This window comes from Chlamydia sp., assembly GCF_017472245.1.
Classification (GTDB): Bacteria; Chlamydiota; Chlamydiia; order Chlamydiales; family Chlamydiaceae; genus Chlamydia.
In genome coordinates, this window is the sequence record NZ_JAFUQR010000006.1 from 60,836 (window position 1) to 82,403 (window position 21,568).

Consider the following 21,568-nt stretch of genomic DNA (forward strand, 5'->3'; position numbering starts at 1 on the left):
TATGCGAATAGGAGATCCTATGAACAAACTCATCAGACGAGCAGTGACGATCTTCGCGGTGACTAGTGTGGCGAGTTTATTTGCTAGCGGGGTGTTAGAGACCTCTGTGGCAGAGTCTCTCTCTACAAACGTTATTAGCCTAGCTGACACCAAAGCGAAAGAGCACGTTGCTCAAAAAGGGAAAAAAGGGAAAAAATCTCATCACAAAGAGAACCCTATAATCCGTAAAGAAATTGCCCCAGTTCGTGAGCCTAGAGCCTCGGAACCTAAGCAAGATTCTTGCTTCGGCAGAATGTATACAGTTAAAGTTAATGATGATCGTAATGTTGAAATCATACAAGCTGTTCCTGAATATGCTACAGTAGGATCTCCATATCCTATTGAAATTACTGCTGTAGGGAAAAGAGATTGTGTTGATGTCATCATTACACAACAATTGCCATGTGAAGCAGAATTTGTTAGTAGTGATCCAATGACTACTCCCACTACTGATGGTAAGTTAGTTTGGAAAATAGATCGTCTAGGACAAGGCGAAAGAAGTAAAATCACTGTATGGGTGAAACCTCTTAAAGAAGGATGCTGCTTTACTGCTGCAACCGTTTGTGCTTGTCCAGAGGTTCGTTCCGTTACGAAATGTGGACAGCCTGCTATTTGTGTAAAACAGGATGGTCCTGAGCAAGCTTGTTTGCGTTGTCCAGTAGTTTACAAAATCCATGTAGTTAACCAAGGAACAGCAACAGCTCGTAATGTTGTTGTAGAAAATCCTGTTCCAGATGGTTATGCGCATTCTTCAGGACAACGTGTACTCACGTTCACTCTTGGGGATATGCAACCAGGAGAGCAGAAGGTAATCACTGTTGAGTTTTGCCCACTTAAACGTGGTCGTACTACAAATATTGCGACAGTTTCTTATTGTGGGGGACACAAAAATACGGCTAGCGTAACAACTGTAATTAACGAGCCTTGCGTACAAATTAATGTTGCGGGAGCAGACTGGTCTTATGTTTGTAAGCCTGTAGAGTATGTGATTTCTGTTTCCAATCCTGGAGATCTTGTTTTGCGAGATGTCATGATTGAAGATACTCTTTCTCCTGGGTTAACTGTGATTGAGGCTTCTTCTGGAGCTCAAGTCTCTTGCAATAAAGTTGTTTGGACTTTGAAAGAACTCAATCCTGGAGAATCTTTACAATACAAGGTTTTGGTAAGAGCGCAAACTCCTGGACAGTTCACAAATAATGTCATGGTCAAGAGTTGCTCTGATTGTGGTACTTGCACATCTTGTGCAGAAGCAACTACTTACTGGAAAGGTGTTGCTGCTACTCATATGTGTGTAGTCGATACTTGTGATCCTATCTGTGTAGGAGAAAATACAGTTTACCGTGTCTGCGTGACAAACCGAGGTTCTGCAGAAGATACTAACGTTTCTTTAATTTTGAAATTCTCCAAAGAATTACAACCAGTATCTTTCTCTGGACCAACGAAAGGCACGATCACAGGTAACACTGTTGTATTCGATACATTACCTAAACTAGGTTCTAAGGAAACTGTAGAGTTTTCTGTAACATTGAAGGCTGTATCTGCGGGGGATGCTCGTGGAGAGGCGATTCTCTCTTCCGATACTCTAACAGTCCCCGTGTCTGATACAGAAAATACACACATTTATTAATAGCATTCATTTTAATCGATGTGTGAGAGCCGTCCAGAATTCGTTCTGGACGGCTTTTTATTTTGTCATAAAAATGCATTTTTTCTCTTTCCTGTTTCAGAATCTATTCTAGATATGTTTTGAAAAAATAAGCGTTTCGTGTAATCTATCTGGACGTCAATTAAAATAGGAGGGAAAATATGAGCGTTGAGCCCGTTATTCCTGGAGTCGCATCTCCTAATTCAGAGCAAACTATTTCTAATGAGACTACTCAAACGAAATCAGCAAAGAGTTGTATAGTAGAGTTTCTGTCCTCGACAGCATTTAAGGTAGGATTAGTAGTTTTAGGGATACTTTTAGTGATGGCAAGTATCGCATCGATGGTATTTGTAGCTCCACCAGTGGTTTCTATGGCTAGTATGATTTACTTAGCTATTCCTGCTATTTTAGGGTGTGTAAATATTTGCGTGGGGATTCTGTCTATGGAAGGATATTGTTCTCCAACAAAATGGATGTTTTGTAAAAAGGTTCTAAAAACTTCAGAGGATCTTCTAGATGATGGTAAGCTAAATGATTCCAATAAAATTTTTACGGAGCAGCGTTTAGATGAGATAGGAAATATTATTGAGGCTACATCATCTCGGAGAAATAGTTTGGTGAGCTAGATTTATCTCTCATCAGCGTTTTGTATTGATGAAAGGGAAGAAGGGTTTTTTTAACCCTCTCCCCAATTTTTTATTGAACTGAAGCTTTTAAAGAGGTTTTTAGGAAAATCATATCTTTGACGATATTGACAGTCTCTTCCATTTGTAGATCGTTACTGCCAAAAGATTTTTCTTGTTTATCTATTTTCTTCAAACATTGAAGAAATGTTTCGAAATTTTTATTTTTTTCAAGCCGTTCTTGGCTGTTTTGTGCAAGCTGAGGAATCATTTCTCGCCAAATTAGCTCTGGTTTTTGTAAATGTGGAGAATAATATTTTTGGAACCAGGGACGAATGTTGATGTCTAGATCTCTCAGGTTGTCGTTTAAAACATTCTCATATTGATCAGCGGGAAGAGCGTATTCTAAAAAACGTTCTCCGAGATTTTCTTCTGCATAACGAGAAGGAATGATTATGTCTGATTTAACTCCTTCGAGTTGTGTTGATTTCCCTGAAGGAGAATAATATCTTCCTACAGTTACTTTAAAAAAATCTTCCTGAGTATCGTTTCCTGTAATGGTTTGATGCTGAATAGTTCCTTTCCCATACGTTTGCCGATCGCCGACAATAAGTGCTACACCATAGTCTTGAAGTGTTTGTGCAACAATTTCTGCTGCGGAGGCAGAACTTTTTGAAACCAAGACAGCTAAAGGACCGTCATAAAATTTTTGGGGAGAAATAGTGCGATAGCGTTTTACAGACCCATCTGCGTATCGAGAGACAACCACAACGCCATTGGTCAAAAATAAACCGGAAACTTTGATGGCTTGAGATAAAAATCCACCAGTATTTTCTCGGATATCAAGAACTAATCCAAGAAGGTTTTTTTCTTGTAGTTCTCGAATAGCTCTCCGTAAGTCATGTTCACTTGATATCTGGTTATCTCCTTCGTAAAAAGAGTGTAATGTTATTTTTCCGATAACTCCGTCTCCGTAAGGTTCATAAGATACGTCAACACGACGACTTTCTAATAGAATTTTTTCGCGGCGTAAGTGAATGACATGATCATTATCCTGTCGGTGAATATCCAGAGTAACTGAGGAACCTAGGGATCCTCGTAAAGAATCCAAAACTCCGGGGAATGGCATATTTTCTATATTTTTCCCATTAACACGGTAAATAATATCTCCAACACGGAGACTTCCTGTTTTCTCAGCTGGGCCTCCAGGAAGAATTTCTTTAACAACGACTCCATCAATATCTTCTTTAAGAACGACGCCTATGCCACACATACCCTTTTCTAGCTGTGCTCGCATCGATAGGGCTTCTTCTTTGCTGAAGTAGGCGGTATGGGCGTCTAAGCTGTGCGCAATGGCTTTGATAATACGAATATGGAAGCTATTAGCTTCTTCTTCAGGAGACATCTTGTGGCCATGATCATTAATGCCAATGTAAGGATTTTCATGATTTTCAATCTGGCGAATACAAAGTTTCACTAAAGCATATTCTTTTCCTTGGTAGCGATTTTTTGCAGTATCTTCCAAATATACTGATGCAAAGGAAAGAAGAAGATCATATTGTCTCTTCTTCAGTTCTTCAATTGAAGAGGCCCAAGTAGTAGGTTTTTTCTCGATTATATGGGAATTGGCATCCTGAATGACTCGTACTGCATTGGCTAACCATACGGATCTCCATTCCTTCGCTCGGGCAATTCCCTGTTGGATACAGGTATTTAGTGCTCGAAAAGAAGAAAAATTGTCTTCTTGATATTCCCTAAATAAAGGATGAGTTGCTTCTTCCGAGAAAGCATGAGCTAGAACCTCATCTTTGGTGAGGTATGCTTTATGAGAGTCAAAAGCACGGACATAATCTTCTAAAGAGCGAGAAAGTATATAAGGAGAGATTTGCTTCGTATCTATGTGATGTTCAACAAGTTTTTCTATGGTTTTGCGGACATCTGTTTGCCTAAGAAGTTCTGCAGAAAACGAAAATTGAGGAAATAAGGTTAAGACTAGAAGACAAAAACGAGCGAGTCTCATCATTACGAATATCTCTATTAACTGCGGTTATTCGTATCTTCGACAAGAGTTACGCAAACTTGAGTTGGAGTTTGTTCTTCAGTCCCCCAAATATTTGGCTATTTGTTCTCTCAACATGAAAAAAAACTTTTTTGGGTAAGGGAAGGAAAAGAATTATTTATCTTTCGCAACAAGGAATTTTATATTTGAAAGGATTGGTAAAGGGATAGGCTTATTCAGTAACCAATTTTTCATATTATAGATAAGGGCGACAAGAAAGATGCTGAGAGCTGAAAACGCAAGAAACATACCGATTACAAAAAATGCTCCAGCAAAAGGGATTGTTGTTTGGGGGAAAAGTCCCATAATGAATAAAATTGCTGAACACAGAGTGAATAGGGAACTACAGGTTAGCATGGCAGTATTTCTAAAAAACGTAGCGCGCTGATTCTGAGGTAATACCTGAATTGGGGTTTGTGAATGTTTATGATTAGGATTCACAACAACTTTCATAATATAGGGCTTGTTTTCTAGTTTTTAAAATAATAGTATTCAAAGAAACCCTTTTATCATCAAGGGTTTAACTCTTTTTTTATTGTTTTTCTTTTTAAGCGAAGCTTACTTTAAGAAAATGTTTGGGAATAAAACTTTTTTAATAAAGTTGTTATAGAGAACCATAAACTCTTACTAGTTCTAGAAATAACCCCTTGCAAACAAAGATATTCTTATCCTATATTTTCCTGTTTGTAAGAGAGGTTGAATCGAGAAGAGTACATGCCGACGATTAATCAGTTAATACGTAAGAAGCGTCAGTCTGGCGCAACGAGAAAAAAATCTCCAGCTTTACAAAAATCTCCTCAAAAAAGGGGAGTCTGTCTTCAAGTAAAAACTAAAACTCCGAAGAAGCCTAACTCCGCATTGCGTAAGGTTGCTTGGGTTCGGTTATCTAATGGACAAGAGGTGATCGCCTACATTGGTGGGGAAGGTCATAACTTGCAAGAGCACAGTATCGTTTTAGTTCAAGGCGGGAGAGTTAAAGATTTGCCAGGGGTGCGTTATCACATTGTGCGAGGAGCCTTGGATTGTGCTGCTGTAAAAAATAGAAGACAGAGTCGTTCCCGTTACGGCGCGAAGCGTCCTAAGTAGGTTAATTTCTTAAACCTAAAGCAAAGAATACGAAGAGGTTGAGTTTATATGTCAAGACGACATGCGGCTGAGAAGAAGGTCATTCCGGGCGATCCTGTTTACGGGAGCGTAGTCTTAGAAAGATTTATTAACAAAGTAATGTTGCACGGTAAAAAGAGCATAGCCAGGAAAATTGTTTATGGGGCTCTTGAGCGTTTTGCTAAAAGATTGGGATTAGAAAATCCTTTAGAAGGGTTTGAGGAAGCTTTGGAGAATGCCAAGCCTATCCTTGAAGTTCGCTCCCGCAGAGTTGGTGGTGCTACCTATCAAGTTCCTGTTGAGGTAGCTCCTGATAGAAGAAGCTGTCTTGCTATGCAGTGGATTATTAAGCATGCGCGCTCTAAGCCAGGAAAGTGCATGGAGGTCGGCCTAGCTAATGAGCTGATTGACTGCTTTAATAAACAGGGTGCTACGATTAAGAAACGCGAGGACACCCATCGCATGGCTGAGGCAAATAAAGCATTTGCTCATTACAAATGGTAAGATAACATTTAATATTCGTGTGTGAGAGGCAAAAAAGTTCGATGAGCGATCAAGAGTTCGGTTTAGACGCGATTAGAAATATCGGTATCATGGCGCATATCGATGCAGGTAAGACAACAACAACAGAGCGAATTCTTTTCTACGCGGGAAGAACTCATAAGATCGGGGAGGTCCACGAGGGCGGTGCGACCATGGACTGGATGGAGCAGGAGCAAGAAAGGGGGATTACCATTACCTCGGCTGCTACAACAGTGTTTTGGTTGGGAGCAAAGATCAATATCATAGATACTCCAGGGCACGTTGATTTCACCATCGAGGTGGAGCGTTCTTTACGAGTTTTAGATGGAGCCGTTGCTGTTTTTGATGCGGTTTCTGGAGTCGAACCACAGTCCGAGACTGTTTGGAGACAGGCAAATAAGTATGGTGTTCCGCGGATTGCTTTTGTGAATAAAATGGACCGTATGGGAGCCAATTACTTTGGCGCCGTTGAGTCTATGAGAGAAAAGCTCGGTGCGAATGCTATTCCTGTTCATTGTCCAATTGGCTCGGAAAGTCAGTTTGTCGGGATGGTAGATTTAATTTCCCAAAAGGCTCTTTACTTTTTAGAAGAGACGTTGGGGGCTAAATGGGAAGAGCGTGAAATTCCGGAAGATCTTCAAGAGCAGTGTGCAGCACTGCGAATGCAGCTACTAGAAGAGTTGGCTACAGTTGATGAAGGCAATGAAGCCTTTATGGAAAAGGTTCTGGAGGATCCAAATTCTATTACTGAAGAAGAGATCCATACGGTAATGCGCAAAGGAGTCATCAGTGGTAAAATTAATCCCGTCCTTTGTGGAAGTGCTTTTAAAAATAAAGGTGTTCAACAGCTTCTCGATGTGATTGTGAAGTGGTTGCCTTCTCCACTTGATCGTGGTGATGTTCGCGGGATTAATTTGAAGACTGGAGAAGAGATTTCTTTGAAGCCTTCGAAAGATGGCCCTTTGGCAGCATTAGCGTTCAAGATTATGACGGATCCGTATGTTGGACGTATTACTTTCATTCGTATTTACTCCGGGACATTGAAGAAAGGATCCGCTATTCTTAATTCCACTAAAGATAAGAAAGAGCGTATTTCTAGATTGCTGGAGATGCATGCTAATGAGCGGACCGATAGAGATGAGTTTACTGTCGGGGACATTGGGGCATGTGTGGGGCTCAAGTTCTCTGTGACAGGAGATACTTTGTGTGAAGAAAATCAGGAGATTGTGTTAGAGCGTATTGAAGCTCCTGAACCTGTAATTGACATGGCAATTGAGCCTAAATCTAAGGGAGATAGAGAGAAGTTAGCTCAAGCTTTGAGTGCTTTATCTGAGGAAGATCCTACTTTCCGAGTCTCTACTAATGAAGAGACTGGCCAGACGATTATTTCTGGGATGGGAGAGCTACACCTTGATATTCTTCGCGATCGTATGATTCGAGAATTTAAAGTTGAAGCTAATGTCGGTAAACCACAGGTTTCTTATAAAGAGACTATTACGAAGGTAAGTAATAGTGAGACAAAATACGTCAAACAGTCTGGTGGTAGAGGGCAGTATGCTCACGTTTGCTTAGAAATTGAGCCAAATGAGCCTGGTAAAGGGAACGAGGTTGTCAGCAAGATTGTTGGAGGAGTAATTCCTAAAGAGTATATCCCAGCAGTAATCAAAGGGGTTGAAGAGGGATTGAATTCTGGAGTCTTAGCTGGATATGGTTTAGTCGATATTAAGGTAAGTATCGTATTTGGGTCTTACCATGAAGTAGATTCTAGCGAAATGGCCTTTAAGATTTGTGGTTCAATGGCTGTTAAAGAAGCTTGTAGAAAAGCTCTTCCTGTAATTCTAGAGCCTATTATGAAAGTGACAATTGTGACTCCAGAGGATCATTTAGGTGATGTGATTGGGGATTTAAACCGTCGTAGAGGTAAGATTTTAGGGCAGGAATCTTCCAGAAATATGGCACAGGTCAGTGCAGAGGTCCCTTTGAGTGAGATGTTTGGCTACATGACCTCGCTGCGATCGTTAACTTCTGGTCGAGCTACGTCGACTATGGAACCTGCATTTTTTGCTAAAGTTCCTCAGAAAATTCAAGAAGAGATTGTTAAGAAGTAAGGAATATATGAAGCAGCAAAAACAAAGAATTCGGATTCGCTTGAAAGGTTTTGATCAGGGACAGCTCGATCAGTCTACAGCAAATATTGTTGAGACTGCTAAAAGAACTGGGGCTCGTGTTGTTGGTCCAATTCCTTTGCCAACGAAGAGAGAGGTATATACAGTTTTGCGCTCTCCTCATGTGGATAAAAAATCTCGTGAGCAGTTCGAAATCCGCACTCACAAACGCTTGATCGATATTTTAGATCCTACAGGAAAAACGATAGATGCTTTGAAGATGTTGTCTTTGCCTGCTGGTGTCGATATTAAGATTAAGGCTGCTTAATTTTTTTGATTGATAATGTCTTTATTTACTAAATTTAAAGCTCAGTGGATGACTTTGTATTCGCGTGAGCTTTGCCCTTCAGACTGGGAAGAAAAACAGGGTCTTTCGGATCCTGTTTTTCGGATTTTGTGTAATCATCCTGGTATGAACTATAAAGTTGGGGACGCTCTGGGCGTTTTCCCGACAAATCCTCTTTCTTTGGTTGATTCTGTATTAACCGCTCTACGGTATGATCCTAGTGTCTCTGTGATTTCTCGGCATATAGACGACTTTATGTCTATCCAGGAATTTTTGATCAGTTACGTAGATCTCGATAAAATTCCAAAATCTTTAAGACTGTTTTTCCCTGAAGATTTGGAAGACTCATGGTCATTGGCTGAGGCTATCCTATTTTATCAACCGCAAATTCCTCTGGAGATGTTTGTTTCTAGTGTAATGCCTCTGTTGCCTAGATTTTATTCTATAGCATCTGCGCCAACAAGTTTGGATAAAGAAATAGAATTACTGGTTCGTTGTGTAAGCTTCCCTGGGAAAATACAACTTCGTTATGGGTTGTGCTCAGCTTTTTTGTGTAAGGATTTGCACCAGGGAGAAGCTTTTCGTGGATTTATACAATCAACGAAACATTTTACCTTGGAACAGAAACAATTTGGAAAACCTTTAGTTATGATTGGAGCAGGGACCGGCATTGCGCCATATAAAGGTTTTTTACAACATAGGCTATATTCTCAGGATCCTGGTAAGAATATTTTATTCTTTGGAGAACGGTTTGAAAAAGATAATTTTTATTATCGGGATTTTTTAAAAGAGCTGGTCGTTTCTGATAAGTTGAAATTGTTTACTGCTTTTTCAAGAGATTCTGAGTCTAAAGTGTATGTACAGGATGTGATTGAACAGCAAAAAGAGCTAATTCAAGAAAGCTATGAACAAGGCGCGTTTTTCTTTGTATGTGGGAAAAAGGTCCTTGGTTCTGAGATCAAGCACACATTAGGGAGCATTTTAGGCCAAGAAATTTTGAAAGAGCTGATTTTGCAAAAACGATTAGTCTTAGACGTGTATTAACATGGACAATATTCCATGACTGTCAATATACAGAGACATTGTACGCCATGTCCTTTACCCATTTCTGTTAAACATTCTCCAGAAGTGGCTGTGATGTTAACAGAGTTTATAGGGATCTCTAGTATATTGGCTATTTTTTCTCGCATAGCAGGTATTTTGGGAAGTAGTTTTGGGCGTTTCCCTTCTACAGTAATGGCTAGATGTGAGACTTTTTGTGTAGGTTTTAAAGACGCCACAGCTTCTCTCAAGTAAGTAGCGCTGTCAGTAATCCCTTGTGTTTTTAATAAATTATCTGCGACCCCTCCCAAAATGCTTACATGAGTTACAGATGAAAAAGCATTACAAATAGCATGAAAGACGACATCTCCATCTGAATTTGCGTCAAACCCTGGGGTATTCTCAAAAACAACCCCACCTAAAATACACGGTTTTGGATCTTCTTTGGTAAGAAAGCGATGACTGTCTTGACCAATACCTACGCGATACACCCACTCAGGAGCTGGAAGAATAAAGTTAGAAGAATTATCAGTCATGCGCTTATAGGGCAAATGAAATGGTCCACCTTCTGAAAATAAGAAGGACCTTTCTCGCGAATTTTCTGAGAAAGCTTCATTAAAGTAAATGTCATTGTGATTCACAATAAGAGAACTTTTTTGCTGAGAAAAGGATTTTAGAAGGAGAGCAGTGGAAAATTTTCTTGAATTCCGAAGCACTAACTTCTCCTAGACACCAATGTTCTTTATTAGGAAGAAGGGGAAATAGTTCTGCATATGCTCGAACGATTGAAGGGCTTGTGAGAATAATGGTTTTATGCGGGATAAAAATTTTTAGAGAAAGTTTAACAGCTTTTACAGTGTAGTGAGGATAGGCAAAGAAAGGCTGTGGAAGTGTCTCAAGAAAAGAACGAATGACAGGTCTAGATAAAGAAGAATGGGGATAAAGCAAAGAAGAGTTTTTAGGAAGGGAGGACAAGATAGGAAGAAAGGCTTCTGCTTGAGGGAACTCGCACTGCGTAATTTTAGCTTTAGGAAGATAGACTCGCAGTCTAGAAGAGGTGGTTTCTCCAATTGTGACAAAATTTTTGTTGATAAGGCTTGGTAAGAGGATTTTTTTTCTAATAGAAGAAAAAAAACAATCTGTTGATGAAGGACTTGTTAACAAAATATAGGAAGCGGATACGAGAAATTTTCTTGCTCGACGTATTTGAGGAGCCTGTTTAGAGAAAGGAATTATACGAATAATAGGTTGAAAAGTAGCAGAAAATCGTTTAGCAGATAATGGATTGAGACCTAGATAAAGTGGCATAGATATTGTGATGGGATTTTTTCGAGGAATATCCCTGAGTTCATAGTAGAGTATTTTTTGAATGATGAGAAGCTTTTTTCCTGATTGGAAGCTTCTTGACTTTTGCTCTGTGAATGTGATCAACTGAAGCCGCAGTAATAGCAAAGATCTTATGATTTAGGACTTGGATAAATAGTGCGGGAATGATCTCTAAATCTTTGATTCTTATTTTTTATCGTTTTACTAGTTTTCTTCGTAGAAGGAAGGGTTAAGCTTCCTAGTTGAAGCAAAAGAAGTCTGTAAACAATAAGGAAGAATCAATTTTAGGCGGGGGGAAAAGTTCCTTAACCGAATTCCAAGAGATCTTAAAGGTTTAGTCAGTGGAGGTGGAAATATGGCGTCTTTATTGGATAGATATTTGAGAAATATTTCCGAAAAAAATCACCAAAGTTTGGCTTCCGTAGCCTATTTAGCATCTTTGGACCATTTGTTACATACATTTCCTTCTATAGGACATAGCATAGTGCAGGAATTGAAAAGCCAAAGATCTCGATTGAAAATGATTGCTTCAGAGAACTTTTCTTCTCTATCTGTTCAATTAGCTATGGGGAATTTACTCACAGATAAGTATTGTGAAGGAAGCCCGTTTAAGCGGTTCTATTCTTGTTGTGAGAATGTGGATGCTATTGAGTGGGAGTGTGTAGAAACTGCTAAAGAGTTGTTCGGAGCAGAGAGTGCTTGTGTTCAGCCTCATTCGGGTGCAGATGCTAATTTGTTAGCGATTATGTCTATTCTTACACAGAAGATTCAAAATCCAGCTGTTCATCGTTTGGGATACAAGACGATCAATGATCTTTCAGAGCAAGAGTATGAGGCTTTGAAATTGGAAATGGCTCAATATAAATGTTTGGGTCCTTCTTTAAATTCCGGCGGGCATTTGACTCATGGTACCGTACGTATGAATATCATGTCTAAGTTGATGCACTGTCTTCCTTATGAGGTTAATTTAGATACCGAACTGTTTGATTATGATGAAATCGCGAGAATAGCGAAAACACATAAACCAACCGTTCTTATTGGAGGATATTCGTCGTATTCCAGACGATTAAATTTTGCTGTATTGAAGCAAATTGCAGAAGATTGTGGTGCAGTTTTATGGGTAGATATGGCTCATTTTGCAGGGCTAGTTGCTGGCGGTGTTTTTGTAGGAGAAGAAAATCCTATACCTTATGCGGATATTGTTACAACGACTACACATAAAACTTTACGAGGTCCTAGGGGTGGTCTAGTTTTAGCTAAAAAAGAATATGCTGAGACTTTGAATAAAGCTTGTCCGTTGATGATGGGAGGGCCTCTTCCCCATGTAATAGCAGCTAAAGCTATCGCTTTGAAAGAAGCGATGACGATAACTTTTAGAAAATATGCACATCAAGTTGTAGAGAATGCGCGGACTTTGGCTGAAGTTTTTCAGCGTAATGGATTGAGATTATTAACTGGAGGAACAGATAATCATATGTTGATTATCGATTTGACCTCTCTCGGAGTTCCTGGACGTATTGCAGAAGATATATTAACTTCTGTAGGTATCGCTGTGAATCGTAATGCTATTCCTTCTGATGCTGCAGGGAAATGGAAAACTTCTGGTATTCGGTTGGGTACGCCGGCACTAACAACATTAGGCATGAGTAGTGCTGAGATGGAAGAAGTCGCGAATATTATTGTGAAAGTATTGCGAAATATTACTGTGAGAAGCCATGCTGAGGGCGGTTCTAGTAAAAGTGAGGGGGAGCTACCGGAAGAAATTGCTCAAGAGGCGAGACAACGAGTAGCAGATTTATTAATAAGATTCCCTCTTTACCCTGAAATTGATTTGGAAACGCTAGTTTAGTGAGAGATTCTATGCCAGAAGGGGAAATGATGCATAAGTTACAAGATGTGATAGATAGAAAGTTGTTAGATTCTCGGCGAATTTTTTTCTCTGAGCCTGTAACAGAGAAGAGCGCTGCGGAAGCTATCAAGAAGCTTTGGTATTTGGAGCTCACAAGTCCTGGGCAACCGATTGTATTTGTTATTAATAGTCCGGGAGGTTCTGTTGATGCAGGTTTTGCCGTATGGGACCAAATTAAAATGATCTCTTCTCCTGTGACTACTGTGGTAACAGGATTGGCAGCATCTATGGGATCTGTATTGAGTTTATGTGCAGCTCCAGGAAGACGGTTCGCTACGCCTCACGCTCGTATCATGATTCACCAGCCTTCTATTGGCGGAACCATCACTGGTCAAGCAACTGATTTGGATATTCACGCACGTGAAATTTTAAAAACAAAAGCGCGCATTATTGATGTGTACGTCGAAACAACTGGTCAGACTCGAGAAGTGGTGGAGAAAGCTATTGATCGGGACATGTGGATGAGTGCGAACGAAGCTATGGAGTTTGGATTATTAGATGGGATTCTCTTCTCTTTTAACGACCTGTAAATATCTTCTATATTCTGGAGCAGGAAACAGTTTTATTTTAGGGGAATCAAGGCCCTCACTTCAGGATATTTTGTTTTTATGTCAAGAAGAGATGGTTGATGGTTTTTTGTGTGTGGAGCCTTCTACGATAGCAGATGCTAAACTCACTATTTTCAATAGTGATGGGTCTGTTGCCTCTATGTGTGGTAATGGATTGAGATGCGCAATGGCTCATGTAGCGCAGTGTTTCGGATTAGAAGATATTTCTATTGAGACGGATCGCGGTATCTACCAAGGTAAATTCTTTTCTATGAAACAAGTATTGGTGGACATGACGTTACCTGATTGGAAACAAGCAGAATGCAAGTTAACACATGTGTTGCCTGGTATGCCGGAGACTGTGTTTTTTATTGATACAGGGGTTCCTCATGTCGTGGTTTTTGTTCCAGATGTGAATAAGGTTCCGGTACAAGAATGGGGTTCTTTCCTTCGTTATCACGAAGACTTTGCTCCTGAAGGAGTGAATGTTGATTTCATTCAGCGAAAGCAAGATGATCTACTCCTCGTCTACACCTATGAGCGAGGTTGTGAAAGGGAGACTTTGTCTTGTGGGACTGGGATGTTGGCAAGTGCTTTAGTAGTTGCAGACACCTTTTCCTTAGAGAAAGATTTTTCTTTATCTGTATGTTCCCGTAGTAGAAATGTTGTGAAGATTTTTTCTTCAGGCGGTAAAGTATTTTTAGAAGGCCCTGTCTGTCTTTTGAATCGCAGTGAAAATTTTAGGTGGTTGGAGCCAAAATCTAAGTGCCAGGGATAACAAGAGGGTAAAACAAGAGAAGAGAGTTGCTATCTAACGGAGCATTGCCTATACTGGAGCCTATGACAACATATCCTGTACCTCAAAATCCTCTTTTATTGCGCGTTCTACGACTAATGGATGCTTTCTCGAAGTCTGATGACGAGAGAGATTTTTATCTAGATCGAGTGGAGGGGTTCATTATGTATATAGACCTCGATAAAGATCAGGAGGATCTTGATAAAATTTACCAAGAACTAGAAGAGAATGCTGATCGGTATTGTTTGATTCCAAAGTTAACCTTCTATGAGATCAAGAAGATCATGGAGACATTTGTTAACGAAAAAATTTACGATATCGATACTAAAGAAAAGTTTTTGGAGATTGTACAATCTAAAGATGCTCGCGAGCAGTTTTTAGAGTTTCTTTATGACCATGAGACAGAGCAGGAGAAGTGGCAACAGTTTTATGTTGAGCGTTCTCGTATTCGTATCATCGAGTGGTTAAGAAATAATAAGTTTCAATTTGTCTTTGAAGAAGATCTTGATTTTTCAAAACATATTTTAGAGCAATTGAAGATACATTTGTTTGATACGAAAGTATCGAAGGAGTTGACACAGGCCAGGCAGCTTCTTTTGAACAAGTCTAAGGTTTACTATTCAAATGAGGCTTTAAATCCTCGGCCGAAAAGGGGACGGCCTCCTAAGCAGTCTGCAAAAGTTGAAGCAGAGACGACTGTATCCAGTGATATTTATACGAAAGTTCCTCCTGCAGCACGACGTTTTCTATTTCTGCCTGAGATTACGTCTGCTTCGTCACTTACTTTTTCTGAAAAATTCGATACAGAAGAAGAGTTCCTTGCGCATTTAAGAGGGGGAGGACGATTAGAAGATCATTTAAATTTAGCTAAGTTTTCGGAGCGCTTTGACTCTTTGCGAGAATTGTCTGCTAAGCTTGGTTATGATAGTGATGGCGATTCTGAAGATCTCTTTGATGGAGAGTATGGAGAAGAGGAAGACGAGGACTTTAAGCCTAAGAAGCCAGCCAAGCGCGGTAGGAAAAAGGCTCGCTCGTAAATAGTTTCTAGAAGTAAGGGTTTCAAGAGACTGATTTTTCTAAAATCCAGATCGTTGCTGTACCAAAGAAAAGTTTCCGTTTTCGAGTAGTCTTGAGGTGAGCTTCCTGGAATAGTTCTTCAAGGGAGGTATCGCAGGGAAGATTACTGATACTCTTTTTTAGGTATGAGTAGGCGTAGCTGTTCCCAGAGAAAAAGCGTCCGACACTGGGAACGATTAGATTCAGATAAAGCTTATGTAGCAGATAAACTGGATTGCGCTTTTCTGGCCGAGTAAGCTCTAAGATGCCTAGATGTCCTCCAGGTTGTAATACACGATAAGCCTCTTTCAATGCTTGTAAAGGAAAGGATAAATTCCGTAATCCGTATGCCATCGAAGCCAAATTAAAAGTATTATCGGAGAAAGGCAAGATTGTTATGTCCCCGGTGACATAAGAGAAAGGAGCTAAAGGATATCGCTCTTGAACCTTTTCTAACATTTTTACTGAAAAATCAACAAGCGTTGCCGAAGCTCTAGGATTTTTTTTAATATAAGAGAGGGCTACCTGTCCTGTCCCTGCACATAGATCTAACAGATGATCTGTTCTACCCAAAAGGGAAACTAAACAACGATTCCAAGTTATGTGTAAGCCTAATGATAAAATTGTATTAATTCTGTCATAGGTCGGCGCCAAAGAATCAAACATATCTTGGATGTTCGGTTTGTTGGGGAAGTCGATCATAATAGCTCTTAAACTGTTGTAATCCTGCAAAATCTTCCTCGGAAAGCTCATAGCGACATAATGTGTAATACTGTTGCATTAGCGATACAGGAAGTCCTAGCAATGCAGCAGCTTTTTGGTAAACCTCTGTTTTATGATCCAGAAAATAATGAAGCGCGGACGAGAATCCTTCTTGTAGACTAGCAAGAGATTCTGAAGATAAGCTAAGAACTCCAGCAAATACAAACGGCTTTGCTGTGAGATCATACCAAGAAGCTGCTAGGTCATAAGTTTGAAATCCAGGGATGACAGGATGTCGTAAAGCGGTATCTCCTATCAATAATAGAGCATCGTAATGTTCTGCTTGAGAAAGAACCTCTTCAGAAGAAAACGAAGTGATAGAGGGGAATGGAATTTTCCAAAGATTTTCACAAAGGATGCGTACAAGCATAATAGAAGAAAGACTTTCTTTTGTAGCAGCTATACGAGGAGATTCTTTGGAAAAAAATTGTGGTCTGGCATGTAAATTTACACTTAAAATCTTTTTGTAAGCAGCAATCCCAAAAGAAGAGACTTGGTATAGAGGAGAGGAAAATTTTGCGATTACTGAAGTCAGAGCATAATCCACATCTCCCGAAAGCAGCTTAGGGACTAGATTTGCTGGTGTATCTGTATGTAAGGAAATCCAAGGAGCTCGGGATAGCCCTATAGAGAAAGGCAAAGCATTGACATAGCGCACACAGCCAACTGTTAAACAATGTTTGAATGCACGAGACATGGAATACGCCCTTGTTGTGTTATTAGATTTGCCATTCCCTCGATATCCATGCGAATAGGTTTTTGAGAAGAGGCCATTTGAAATACTTTTTCTCCTAGGTGTGTAGAAGAAAAATCATTAGCTCCACAAGATAGTAGGTGCAGAGCGACGTCAAGACCTAAATAATTCCATAAAGCTTTAATATTAGAAAAATTATTTAGAAAGAGTCGAGCAACTGCAATAATAGTCGCAGGAGGAATGGAATGCCTCGCAGTTATTTTATGCAAACGTTTTCCTAAAGCATTATTTTCTGTAGCAAACTTTAGAAGGATAAAGTTTTTAAACCCAGAAGTCTCATCTTGGAGAGAGCGTAGTTTACTCATGTGTGTAACGATATCTGCTGGTGTTTCCCTGTGATAACAGAGCATCGTGGTGTTACTAGGAATTCCTAAGGAGTGCGCAGTTCGATGGATATCTAGAAACCCTTGAGAAGATAGTCTTCCTGGAGAAAGTGTTTCTCGGACCTCGTCAACTAAAATTTCTGCACCTCCTCCAGGGATAGAATCGAGCCCTGCAATACGAAGGCGATGCATAATTTCTTTGATAGGAAGATTTTCTAATTTGGATAAATAGTCGTACTCAATAGCAGAAAGAGCTTTGATATGTAGATCGGGGAAATTCTGTTTGATTTTTGTAAATAGCTCTTCGTAATAAGCCAAATTGCATGATGGATAGCACCCTGCGACAATATGGGTTTCTGTGATGGGGGAGGAAGTTTCTTTTATGGAAAGAAGTAATTCATCTGGAGAAAAGAACCATCCTGAAGGATTCCCTGGCTTAGCATAAAAGGAACAGAAAGTACAGTTAAATTGGCAGAAATTAGTTGGATATAGATAGAGAGTTGAAGAATAGAAAACAGTATCGCCGACACGATTTGCACGTACTAAGTCAGCGAAACTCCACAACGCCTGTTGATCCTCAGGACCAACAAGAAGTAATTGCAAAGCTTGTTCTTCTGAAAGACGTGCACCAGATAAATAATCATCAAATAAAGATTTAATCCATGAGCTTTTAGGGAGAATTCGAGCTGGAAGGGTCGTCATGATCGTTTTCAGTTTGCGAAGTTTGATTTCCATGTGGACAAGATTTCTTTTTCTGACAGCAGTCATTACGGCCACACCCTTTAGATAAGGGTCTTCCTAACAAAAAAGACCCTGCCAGAATAACCATCGCTCCTATACCTAACAAGGCTGTGGCACAACAAATGAGTAGAAATAAAGAAATCATAAGGTTTCAATTCTAGTTAAGATCTATCCAAATAGGGGAGCTCCAGGCCATAGCACCATTTTCTTGTGTTACTCTTAGGTAGTAAAAGGCAAAAGGAGCTCCATTTTGAGGATCTGGAAGAGCAATTTGAGCAAATGACGTTAAGTCATCATACTCGTATTCAAAATTGTTGCCATCAGGAGAGAAGGTGTGGAGTACGTCTCCGTTACGGATGATCTCTATGGTGGTAAGCTTTGCTGTTCCGGCTACGTATCCTGAAATGTGCCTATTAACCACGAGCCCGGGCTTAATGGCTGTAGAAAGTTCTGACCCCATAGGTGCTGAGGTGATTTGGAAATTAACAATAATTCTCTGCCCTGTAGTGGCATAACATTGTCTTTGATACAAGGCTTCAAGTAAAGATTCTCGGGAATATTTACTACAAATAACAGCCGTTAGCCCGGGAGCGTATTGTTGTTGGTCAGAATCGAAGAAGTTTGCATACAAGTTTCTATCATCGAGTCCTCCAGCTACAAACCCAAAACGAAGGTTTTTTTTCAAAGCAGACAGAATGGTTCCTTCCGGATTTTCAGAGTCAACAGAGCCCTTTATAGGGAAAGGATTTCCTTCACTTTCTGTTCTTTCAGAACAACCCCAAGAGTTATAGATCTCAACAACACGCTCAAATTCAGGGTGAAAATTTTTAAAATTATAGCCAAATTTTTTAGATGCAGTGAAGATTGGAATTGAGATCAATTCATGATTTGTAGACTGTTTATACAGTTTAGACAAGGGGAAAAGTTTACATTCTTTATGTTTCCCTGGAGATTTTGTCTCTTTTGCGAGCAAAACTTCCCGGATCCCTTCTCCTGATTCATCAGAAAGATATTGCGCTCCGGATAAAGCAATAAAACGATCCTCTTCATTGAAGTCAGCAACCGTTTGGTTAATAATTTTGATAGTTTCAGGAGTAAGTCCATCTTGCACTTCAAACGAGGATGTAGCAAAGAAATTCAAAGCGCAGTCATCGCGGAAATAACGTAAGCAAGATTCGATATCATTTTCCGAGTCCACTCGTTCGGATTCCCCGTGCAAAAGCCCCCAAAGAAGATGAGAAGAATTTTCAGCAAAGCATTTAATAGGTGCAGAAGTAAATACTTCTTTGGTTGCTTGATTACGTAACTGAATACGATACACCCCGGGTTCGTTGAAATAAAGGTTAGGAAGAATAACGAACCCTGTTTCAGGAATAAATAACTGCCAGTTTAAATTTTCCCTAAGATGTTCATAAGAGAGTTCAACATGTGTTTCTTGTGGAGAGAAGTTGGTTAAATTCCCGAATTCATCTTCGAAGCGCACCGTAATATCAAAGCGTTTATTTTTGATAACGTAAGAAGGAGCAAAGATGCGGATATTTTTCAGAACATTCCCTCGAATGTCCATGGTGAAGATATCCGGATCCTCAAAGACTCCCTTACCAGAGGGATCAACATAAAGAGAAAAAGGTTTTCGGCGTTGAGTAAATAACTGAGCCCCATTACCTGAAGCATCCTCTTGAGGGAAGTTAGGAGAGGCTCCAAGAATAATAGAAAAAGTATCACCAGCTTCTATATCGCAAGGAAGAACGAAGTGAAAAGTTGGAATATAAGTTCCGGGGGCATAAACAGCTTCTGCTGATACAATATCCTCTGCAGGTGTTTCTAAATAGATGGTATTACACGGTTGGGAAAGATCCGTAGAAGGAATTTCCCAATCTATAGGGCGGCCTTCTATCCCTAAGTCAAACTTTAATAATGTTCCTTCAGGAAGGAAGGAAGCGGAAGAATATTCAAATCGCCAAGTAGAAATTTGACCAGCTCTGGCAACTGAAGGAGTAACGTAACAAACAGATCTGCGCATAGCAACTAATACATAAATTCGAGTAAATGGGAAGACCTCTTGGTATAAAACTTGCTTTCGTAGACTTTCCGGAGGATCTTCGAAGACAAGGTTATGTTACACCAAAAATTTTTTCAGGACCACACAACTTTGATACTACATATCAGTTGAAGAAAGAGTTAAGCATTTTCTTTGGCTAAAGCTTGCAAAGCTTCATTTACGGAATCAAATACTTTGAAATAGGATAAAAAACCGGTAACATAGAGGGTTTGCTCAACGGTTTTAGAAATAGAGGTTAGAGCGATTTTCCCTGCATTTTTCCCTACTTGATGATAGCTCTGTAGAAGAACGCGAATACCTGCACTAGATATGTAGTCCAAAGCTCCGCAGTCCAAAATAATATTTTTCATACCGTTGGAGAGAGACTCAGAAATACTTTCTTGTACAGCAGGAGAGGAGACGCCATCGAGTTTTCCTTGTAAATGAAGTATGCCTGTTTGACCTTGTTCCTCTTTATGAAAGTTATTCATTGGGCGTAAGGCTCCTAAGATTAAGCGGTTAAGAAAGGACAGTACTGCATTTCGAAAGTTTTACAAAAAGAGCAAATTCTATTAATTGTATAACCAAAAGTGCCTCTTCGTAATTTCTTCTTCTACTACGGCAATATATTTTAGGACAACAGATAGAGAAAAAGGATTTTATTAGCATTTCATTTAGAACAGGTTGTTTTTTATAATAAATGTTTTCTCTTTCTTGGAATGATTTTCATTTTTTCTACATTTCGGTCGGAGCAAGACAGAATATCTATAGAAAAATCTTCGTCGTAAATTTTCATTCCTTTTTCAGGGACAGCGCCTAATTTATGGAAAACATACCCTCCAAGAGTATCGTAACTATTTTCATGTGCTATACGAAGTCCTAAACACTCTTCAGCATCTGAAATATTCATACGACCATCTACAATCCAAGCATTGCCTACTTTCTTGTAGTGCACATCTTCTTGGTCATCGTATTCATCTGCGATTTCTCCAAAAATTTCTTCGATAATATCTTCCATTGAGACGAGCCCTTCCGTGAACCCATATTCGTTAACAACAATAGCTAGGTGACGGCGTTTTTGGCGAAATTCTTGTAAAAGCAGAGAGACTCGACGAATCTCTGGAGTATACAAAGGTGGATAGGCAATAGAGGATAATGGTTGAGAAGAGTGAGGATTTTGGTAGTAAACAGGAAGCAAGTCTTTTACAAGTACCATGCCAGTGATATCATCAATGCTTTTAGTAAACAGGGGAACACGGCTGTATCCTTCCTCTATAATCAAAGTAAAAGCTTGAGAAATAGGAGTTTCCTCTTGCAGGGCGAAGATGTCTGCTTTCGGAGTCATAATTTCTCGCGCGATCATATTATTCAGGCAGGAAATATTTGTAGATAACTCATTCGAAGGTACTGAAGGAGGAAGTTGTTGAGCAGTCGTTGAAGAGGGTATAGTATGTCCAGTTCCAGTTTTTCCTAAAATTTTAGTAGTAAAGGCTTTTACTCTAGATTCTATGCAGCTTTCGGAATAATGAATCAAAAGGGGTAAAATTTTATAAAATACTAGAGCAAAAGATAGGAATATAAACCAAAAAACAGAAAAGGAAATGGAGAAGATACTTTCGAAGTATCGGTAGATAGGAGCCCCCAACATTCCATAGGTCAGACAAAGCAATGGAAGAATTTTAGATGAGAAAGTAGAGGGGAGAGGGGGACTATCGCTTCCATCTAATGCAGAAGCTCTGCGACTGATTGCTGAGCCGAAAAAAAGGAAAAGAACGATAATTGCTAGCAGAATGTATAGCATGAGGAGCGAAAGAGATCTTCTCCATTA

General features: G+C 39.7%; 22 protein-coding genes. 11 read left to right on the top strand and 11 right to left on the bottom strand.

The genetic code is table 11. The features are described from left to right. Positions 1-19: 19 nt before the first annotated feature. Positions 20-1,666: an outer membrane complex protein OmcB gene (gene omcB / locus IJ490_RS02485; protein WP_291893258.1), complete on the top strand. Its 1,647-nt coding sequence runs from the start codon at positions 20-22 to the stop codon at positions 1,664-1,666. A 179-nt stretch (positions 1,667-1,845) separates the two neighbouring features. Beyond that, a complete protein-coding gene (locus IJ490_RS02490) occupies positions 1,846-2,310 on the top strand; it encodes a cysteine-rich outer membrane protein (protein WP_291893260.1) in 465 nt (154 codons plus the stop codon). A gap of 70 nt (positions 2,311-2,380) precedes the next feature. On the opposite strand, the gene IJ490_RS02495 is transcribed toward IJ490_RS02490, so the two are convergent. Continuing rightward, positions 2,381-4,330 (bottom strand): S41 family peptidase, encoded by a 1,950-nt coding sequence (locus IJ490_RS02495; RefSeq protein ID WP_291893265.1) that lies wholly within the window; start codon positions 4,328-4,330, stop codon positions 2,381-2,383. Positions 4,331-4,480: 150 nt separating this feature from the next. Further along, positions 4,481-4,819 carry a hypothetical protein gene (locus IJ490_RS02500; protein WP_291893268.1) on the bottom strand — a complete coding sequence of 113 codons (339 nt, stop codon included), beginning with the start codon at positions 4,817-4,819 and terminating at the stop codon, positions 4,481-4,483. A 261-nt stretch (positions 4,820-5,080) separates the two neighbouring features. Between IJ490_RS02500 and rpsL the strand changes: the two genes are divergently transcribed. The 5 genes from rpsL to IJ490_RS02525 are packed head-to-tail and all read left to right on the top strand — an operon-like array spanning position 5,081 to position 9,487. Continuing rightward, positions 5,081-5,452: a 30S ribosomal protein S12 gene (gene rpsL / locus IJ490_RS02505; RefSeq protein ID WP_291893271.1), complete on the top strand. Its 372-nt coding sequence runs from the start codon at positions 5,081-5,083 to the stop codon at positions 5,450-5,452. 48 nt (positions 5,453-5,500) lie between these two features. Continuing rightward, the gene (gene rpsG, locus IJ490_RS02510) at positions 5,501-5,974 is read left to right on the top strand and encodes a 30S ribosomal protein S7 (protein ID WP_009872655.1); all 474 of its coding nucleotides are present in this window, start codon (positions 5,501-5,503) and stop codon (positions 5,972-5,974) included. Positions 5,975-6,015: 41 nt separating this feature from the next. Continuing rightward, a complete protein-coding gene (gene fusA / locus IJ490_RS02515; RefSeq protein ID WP_291893439.1) occupies positions 6,016-8,100 on the top strand; it encodes an elongation factor G in 2,085 nt (694 codons plus the stop codon). A 7-nt stretch (positions 8,101-8,107) separates the two neighbouring features. Beyond that, the gene (gene rpsJ, locus IJ490_RS02520) at positions 8,108-8,425 is read left to right on the top strand and encodes a 30S ribosomal protein S10 (RefSeq protein ID WP_009871791.1); all 318 of its coding nucleotides are present in this window, start codon (positions 8,108-8,110) and stop codon (positions 8,423-8,425) included. A gap of 15 nt (positions 8,426-8,440) precedes the next feature. Then, positions 8,441-9,487, top strand: coding sequence for a sulfite reductase flavoprotein subunit alpha (locus IJ490_RS02525; RefSeq protein WP_291893526.1), 1,047 nt, complete (start codon positions 8,441-8,443; stop codon positions 9,485-9,487). On the opposite strand, the gene ispF is transcribed toward IJ490_RS02525, so the two are convergent. Further along, positions 9,484-10,020: a 2-C-methyl-D-erythritol 2,4-cyclodiphosphate synthase gene (ispF, locus tag IJ490_RS02530; protein ID WP_291893654.1), complete on the bottom strand. Its 537-nt coding sequence runs from the start codon at positions 10,018-10,020 to the stop codon at positions 9,484-9,486. The two genes, IJ490_RS02525 and ispF, sit on opposite strands and share 4 nt — an antisense overlap. A gap of 91 nt (positions 10,021-10,111) precedes the next feature. After that, positions 10,112-10,792, bottom strand: coding sequence for a uroporphyrinogen-III synthase (locus tag IJ490_RS02535; protein WP_291893657.1), 681 nt, complete (start codon positions 10,790-10,792; stop codon positions 10,112-10,114). Between the two features lie 373 nt (positions 10,793-11,165). Between IJ490_RS02535 and IJ490_RS02540 the strand changes: the two genes are divergently transcribed. The 4 genes from IJ490_RS02540 to IJ490_RS02555 all read left to right on the top strand — a co-directional run bounded on the left by IJ490_RS02540 (position 11,166) and on the right by IJ490_RS02555 (position 15,100). Then, positions 11,166-12,659, top strand: a complete 1,494-nt coding sequence (locus IJ490_RS02540; RefSeq protein WP_291893528.1) for a glycine hydroxymethyltransferase — start codon at positions 11,166-11,168, stop codon at positions 12,657-12,659. Positions 12,660-12,670: 11 nt separating this feature from the next. Continuing rightward, a complete protein-coding gene (locus IJ490_RS02545; RefSeq protein ID WP_291893532.1) occupies positions 12,671-13,249 on the top strand; it encodes an ATP-dependent Clp protease proteolytic subunit in 579 nt (192 codons plus the stop codon). Continuing rightward, on the top strand, positions 13,218-14,045 hold the full coding sequence (gene dapF, locus IJ490_RS02550) for a bifunctional diaminopimelate epimerase/glutamate racemase (RefSeq protein ID WP_291893535.1): 828 nt from the start codon (positions 13,218-13,220) through the stop codon (positions 14,043-14,045). Before IJ490_RS02545 ends, dapF begins: the two co-directional genes overlap by 32 nt. A gap of 62 nt (positions 14,046-14,107) precedes the next feature. Further along, positions 14,108-15,100 carry a UPF0158 family protein gene (locus IJ490_RS02555; RefSeq protein WP_291893538.1) on the top strand — a complete coding sequence of 331 codons (993 nt, stop codon included), beginning with the start codon at positions 14,108-14,110 and terminating at the stop codon, positions 15,098-15,100. Between the two features lie 22 nt (positions 15,101-15,122). Here the strand turns inward: IJ490_RS02555 and ubiE are convergent, their stop codons facing one another. The 7 genes from ubiE to IJ490_RS02590 all read right to left on the bottom strand — a co-directional run bounded on the left by ubiE (position 15,123) and on the right by IJ490_RS02590 (position 21,541). Continuing rightward, on the bottom strand, positions 15,123-15,821 hold the full coding sequence (ubiE, locus tag IJ490_RS02560) for a bifunctional demethylmenaquinone methyltransferase/2-methoxy-6-polyprenyl-1,4-benzoquinol methylase UbiE (RefSeq protein WP_291893541.1): 699 nt from the start codon (positions 15,819-15,821) through the stop codon (positions 15,123-15,125). After that, positions 15,778-16,578, bottom strand: coding sequence for a menaquinone biosynthetic enzyme MqnA/MqnD family protein (locus IJ490_RS02565; RefSeq protein WP_291893544.1), 801 nt, complete (start codon positions 16,576-16,578; stop codon positions 15,778-15,780). The genes ubiE and IJ490_RS02565 overlap by 44 nt, the downstream gene beginning before the upstream one ends. Then, positions 16,551-17,660 carry a CofH family radical SAM protein gene (locus tag IJ490_RS02570; protein WP_291893548.1) on the bottom strand — a complete coding sequence of 370 codons (1,110 nt, stop codon included), beginning with the start codon at positions 17,658-17,660 and terminating at the stop codon, positions 16,551-16,553. Before IJ490_RS02570 ends, IJ490_RS02565 begins: the two co-directional genes overlap by 28 nt. Then, on the bottom strand, positions 17,629-17,844 hold the full coding sequence (locus IJ490_RS02575; protein WP_291893552.1) for a hypothetical protein: 216 nt from the start codon (positions 17,842-17,844) through the stop codon (positions 17,629-17,631). Before IJ490_RS02575 ends, IJ490_RS02570 begins: the two co-directional genes overlap by 32 nt. Before the next feature lie 12 nt (positions 17,845-17,856). After that, positions 17,857-19,722 (bottom strand): DUF3604 domain-containing protein, encoded by a 1,866-nt coding sequence (locus tag IJ490_RS02580; RefSeq protein ID WP_291893554.1) that lies wholly within the window; start codon positions 19,720-19,722, stop codon positions 17,857-17,859. A gap of 158 nt (positions 19,723-19,880) precedes the next feature. Continuing rightward, positions 19,881-20,231, bottom strand: a complete 351-nt coding sequence (locus IJ490_RS02585; RefSeq protein ID WP_291893557.1) for an anti-sigma factor antagonist — start codon at positions 20,229-20,231, stop codon at positions 19,881-19,883. A 200-nt stretch (positions 20,232-20,431) separates the two neighbouring features. Then, on the bottom strand, positions 20,432-21,541 hold the full coding sequence (locus tag IJ490_RS02590; protein WP_291893559.1) for a hemolysin family protein: 1,110 nt from the start codon (positions 21,539-21,541) through the stop codon (positions 20,432-20,434). Positions 21,542-21,568 lie beyond the last annotated feature (27 nt).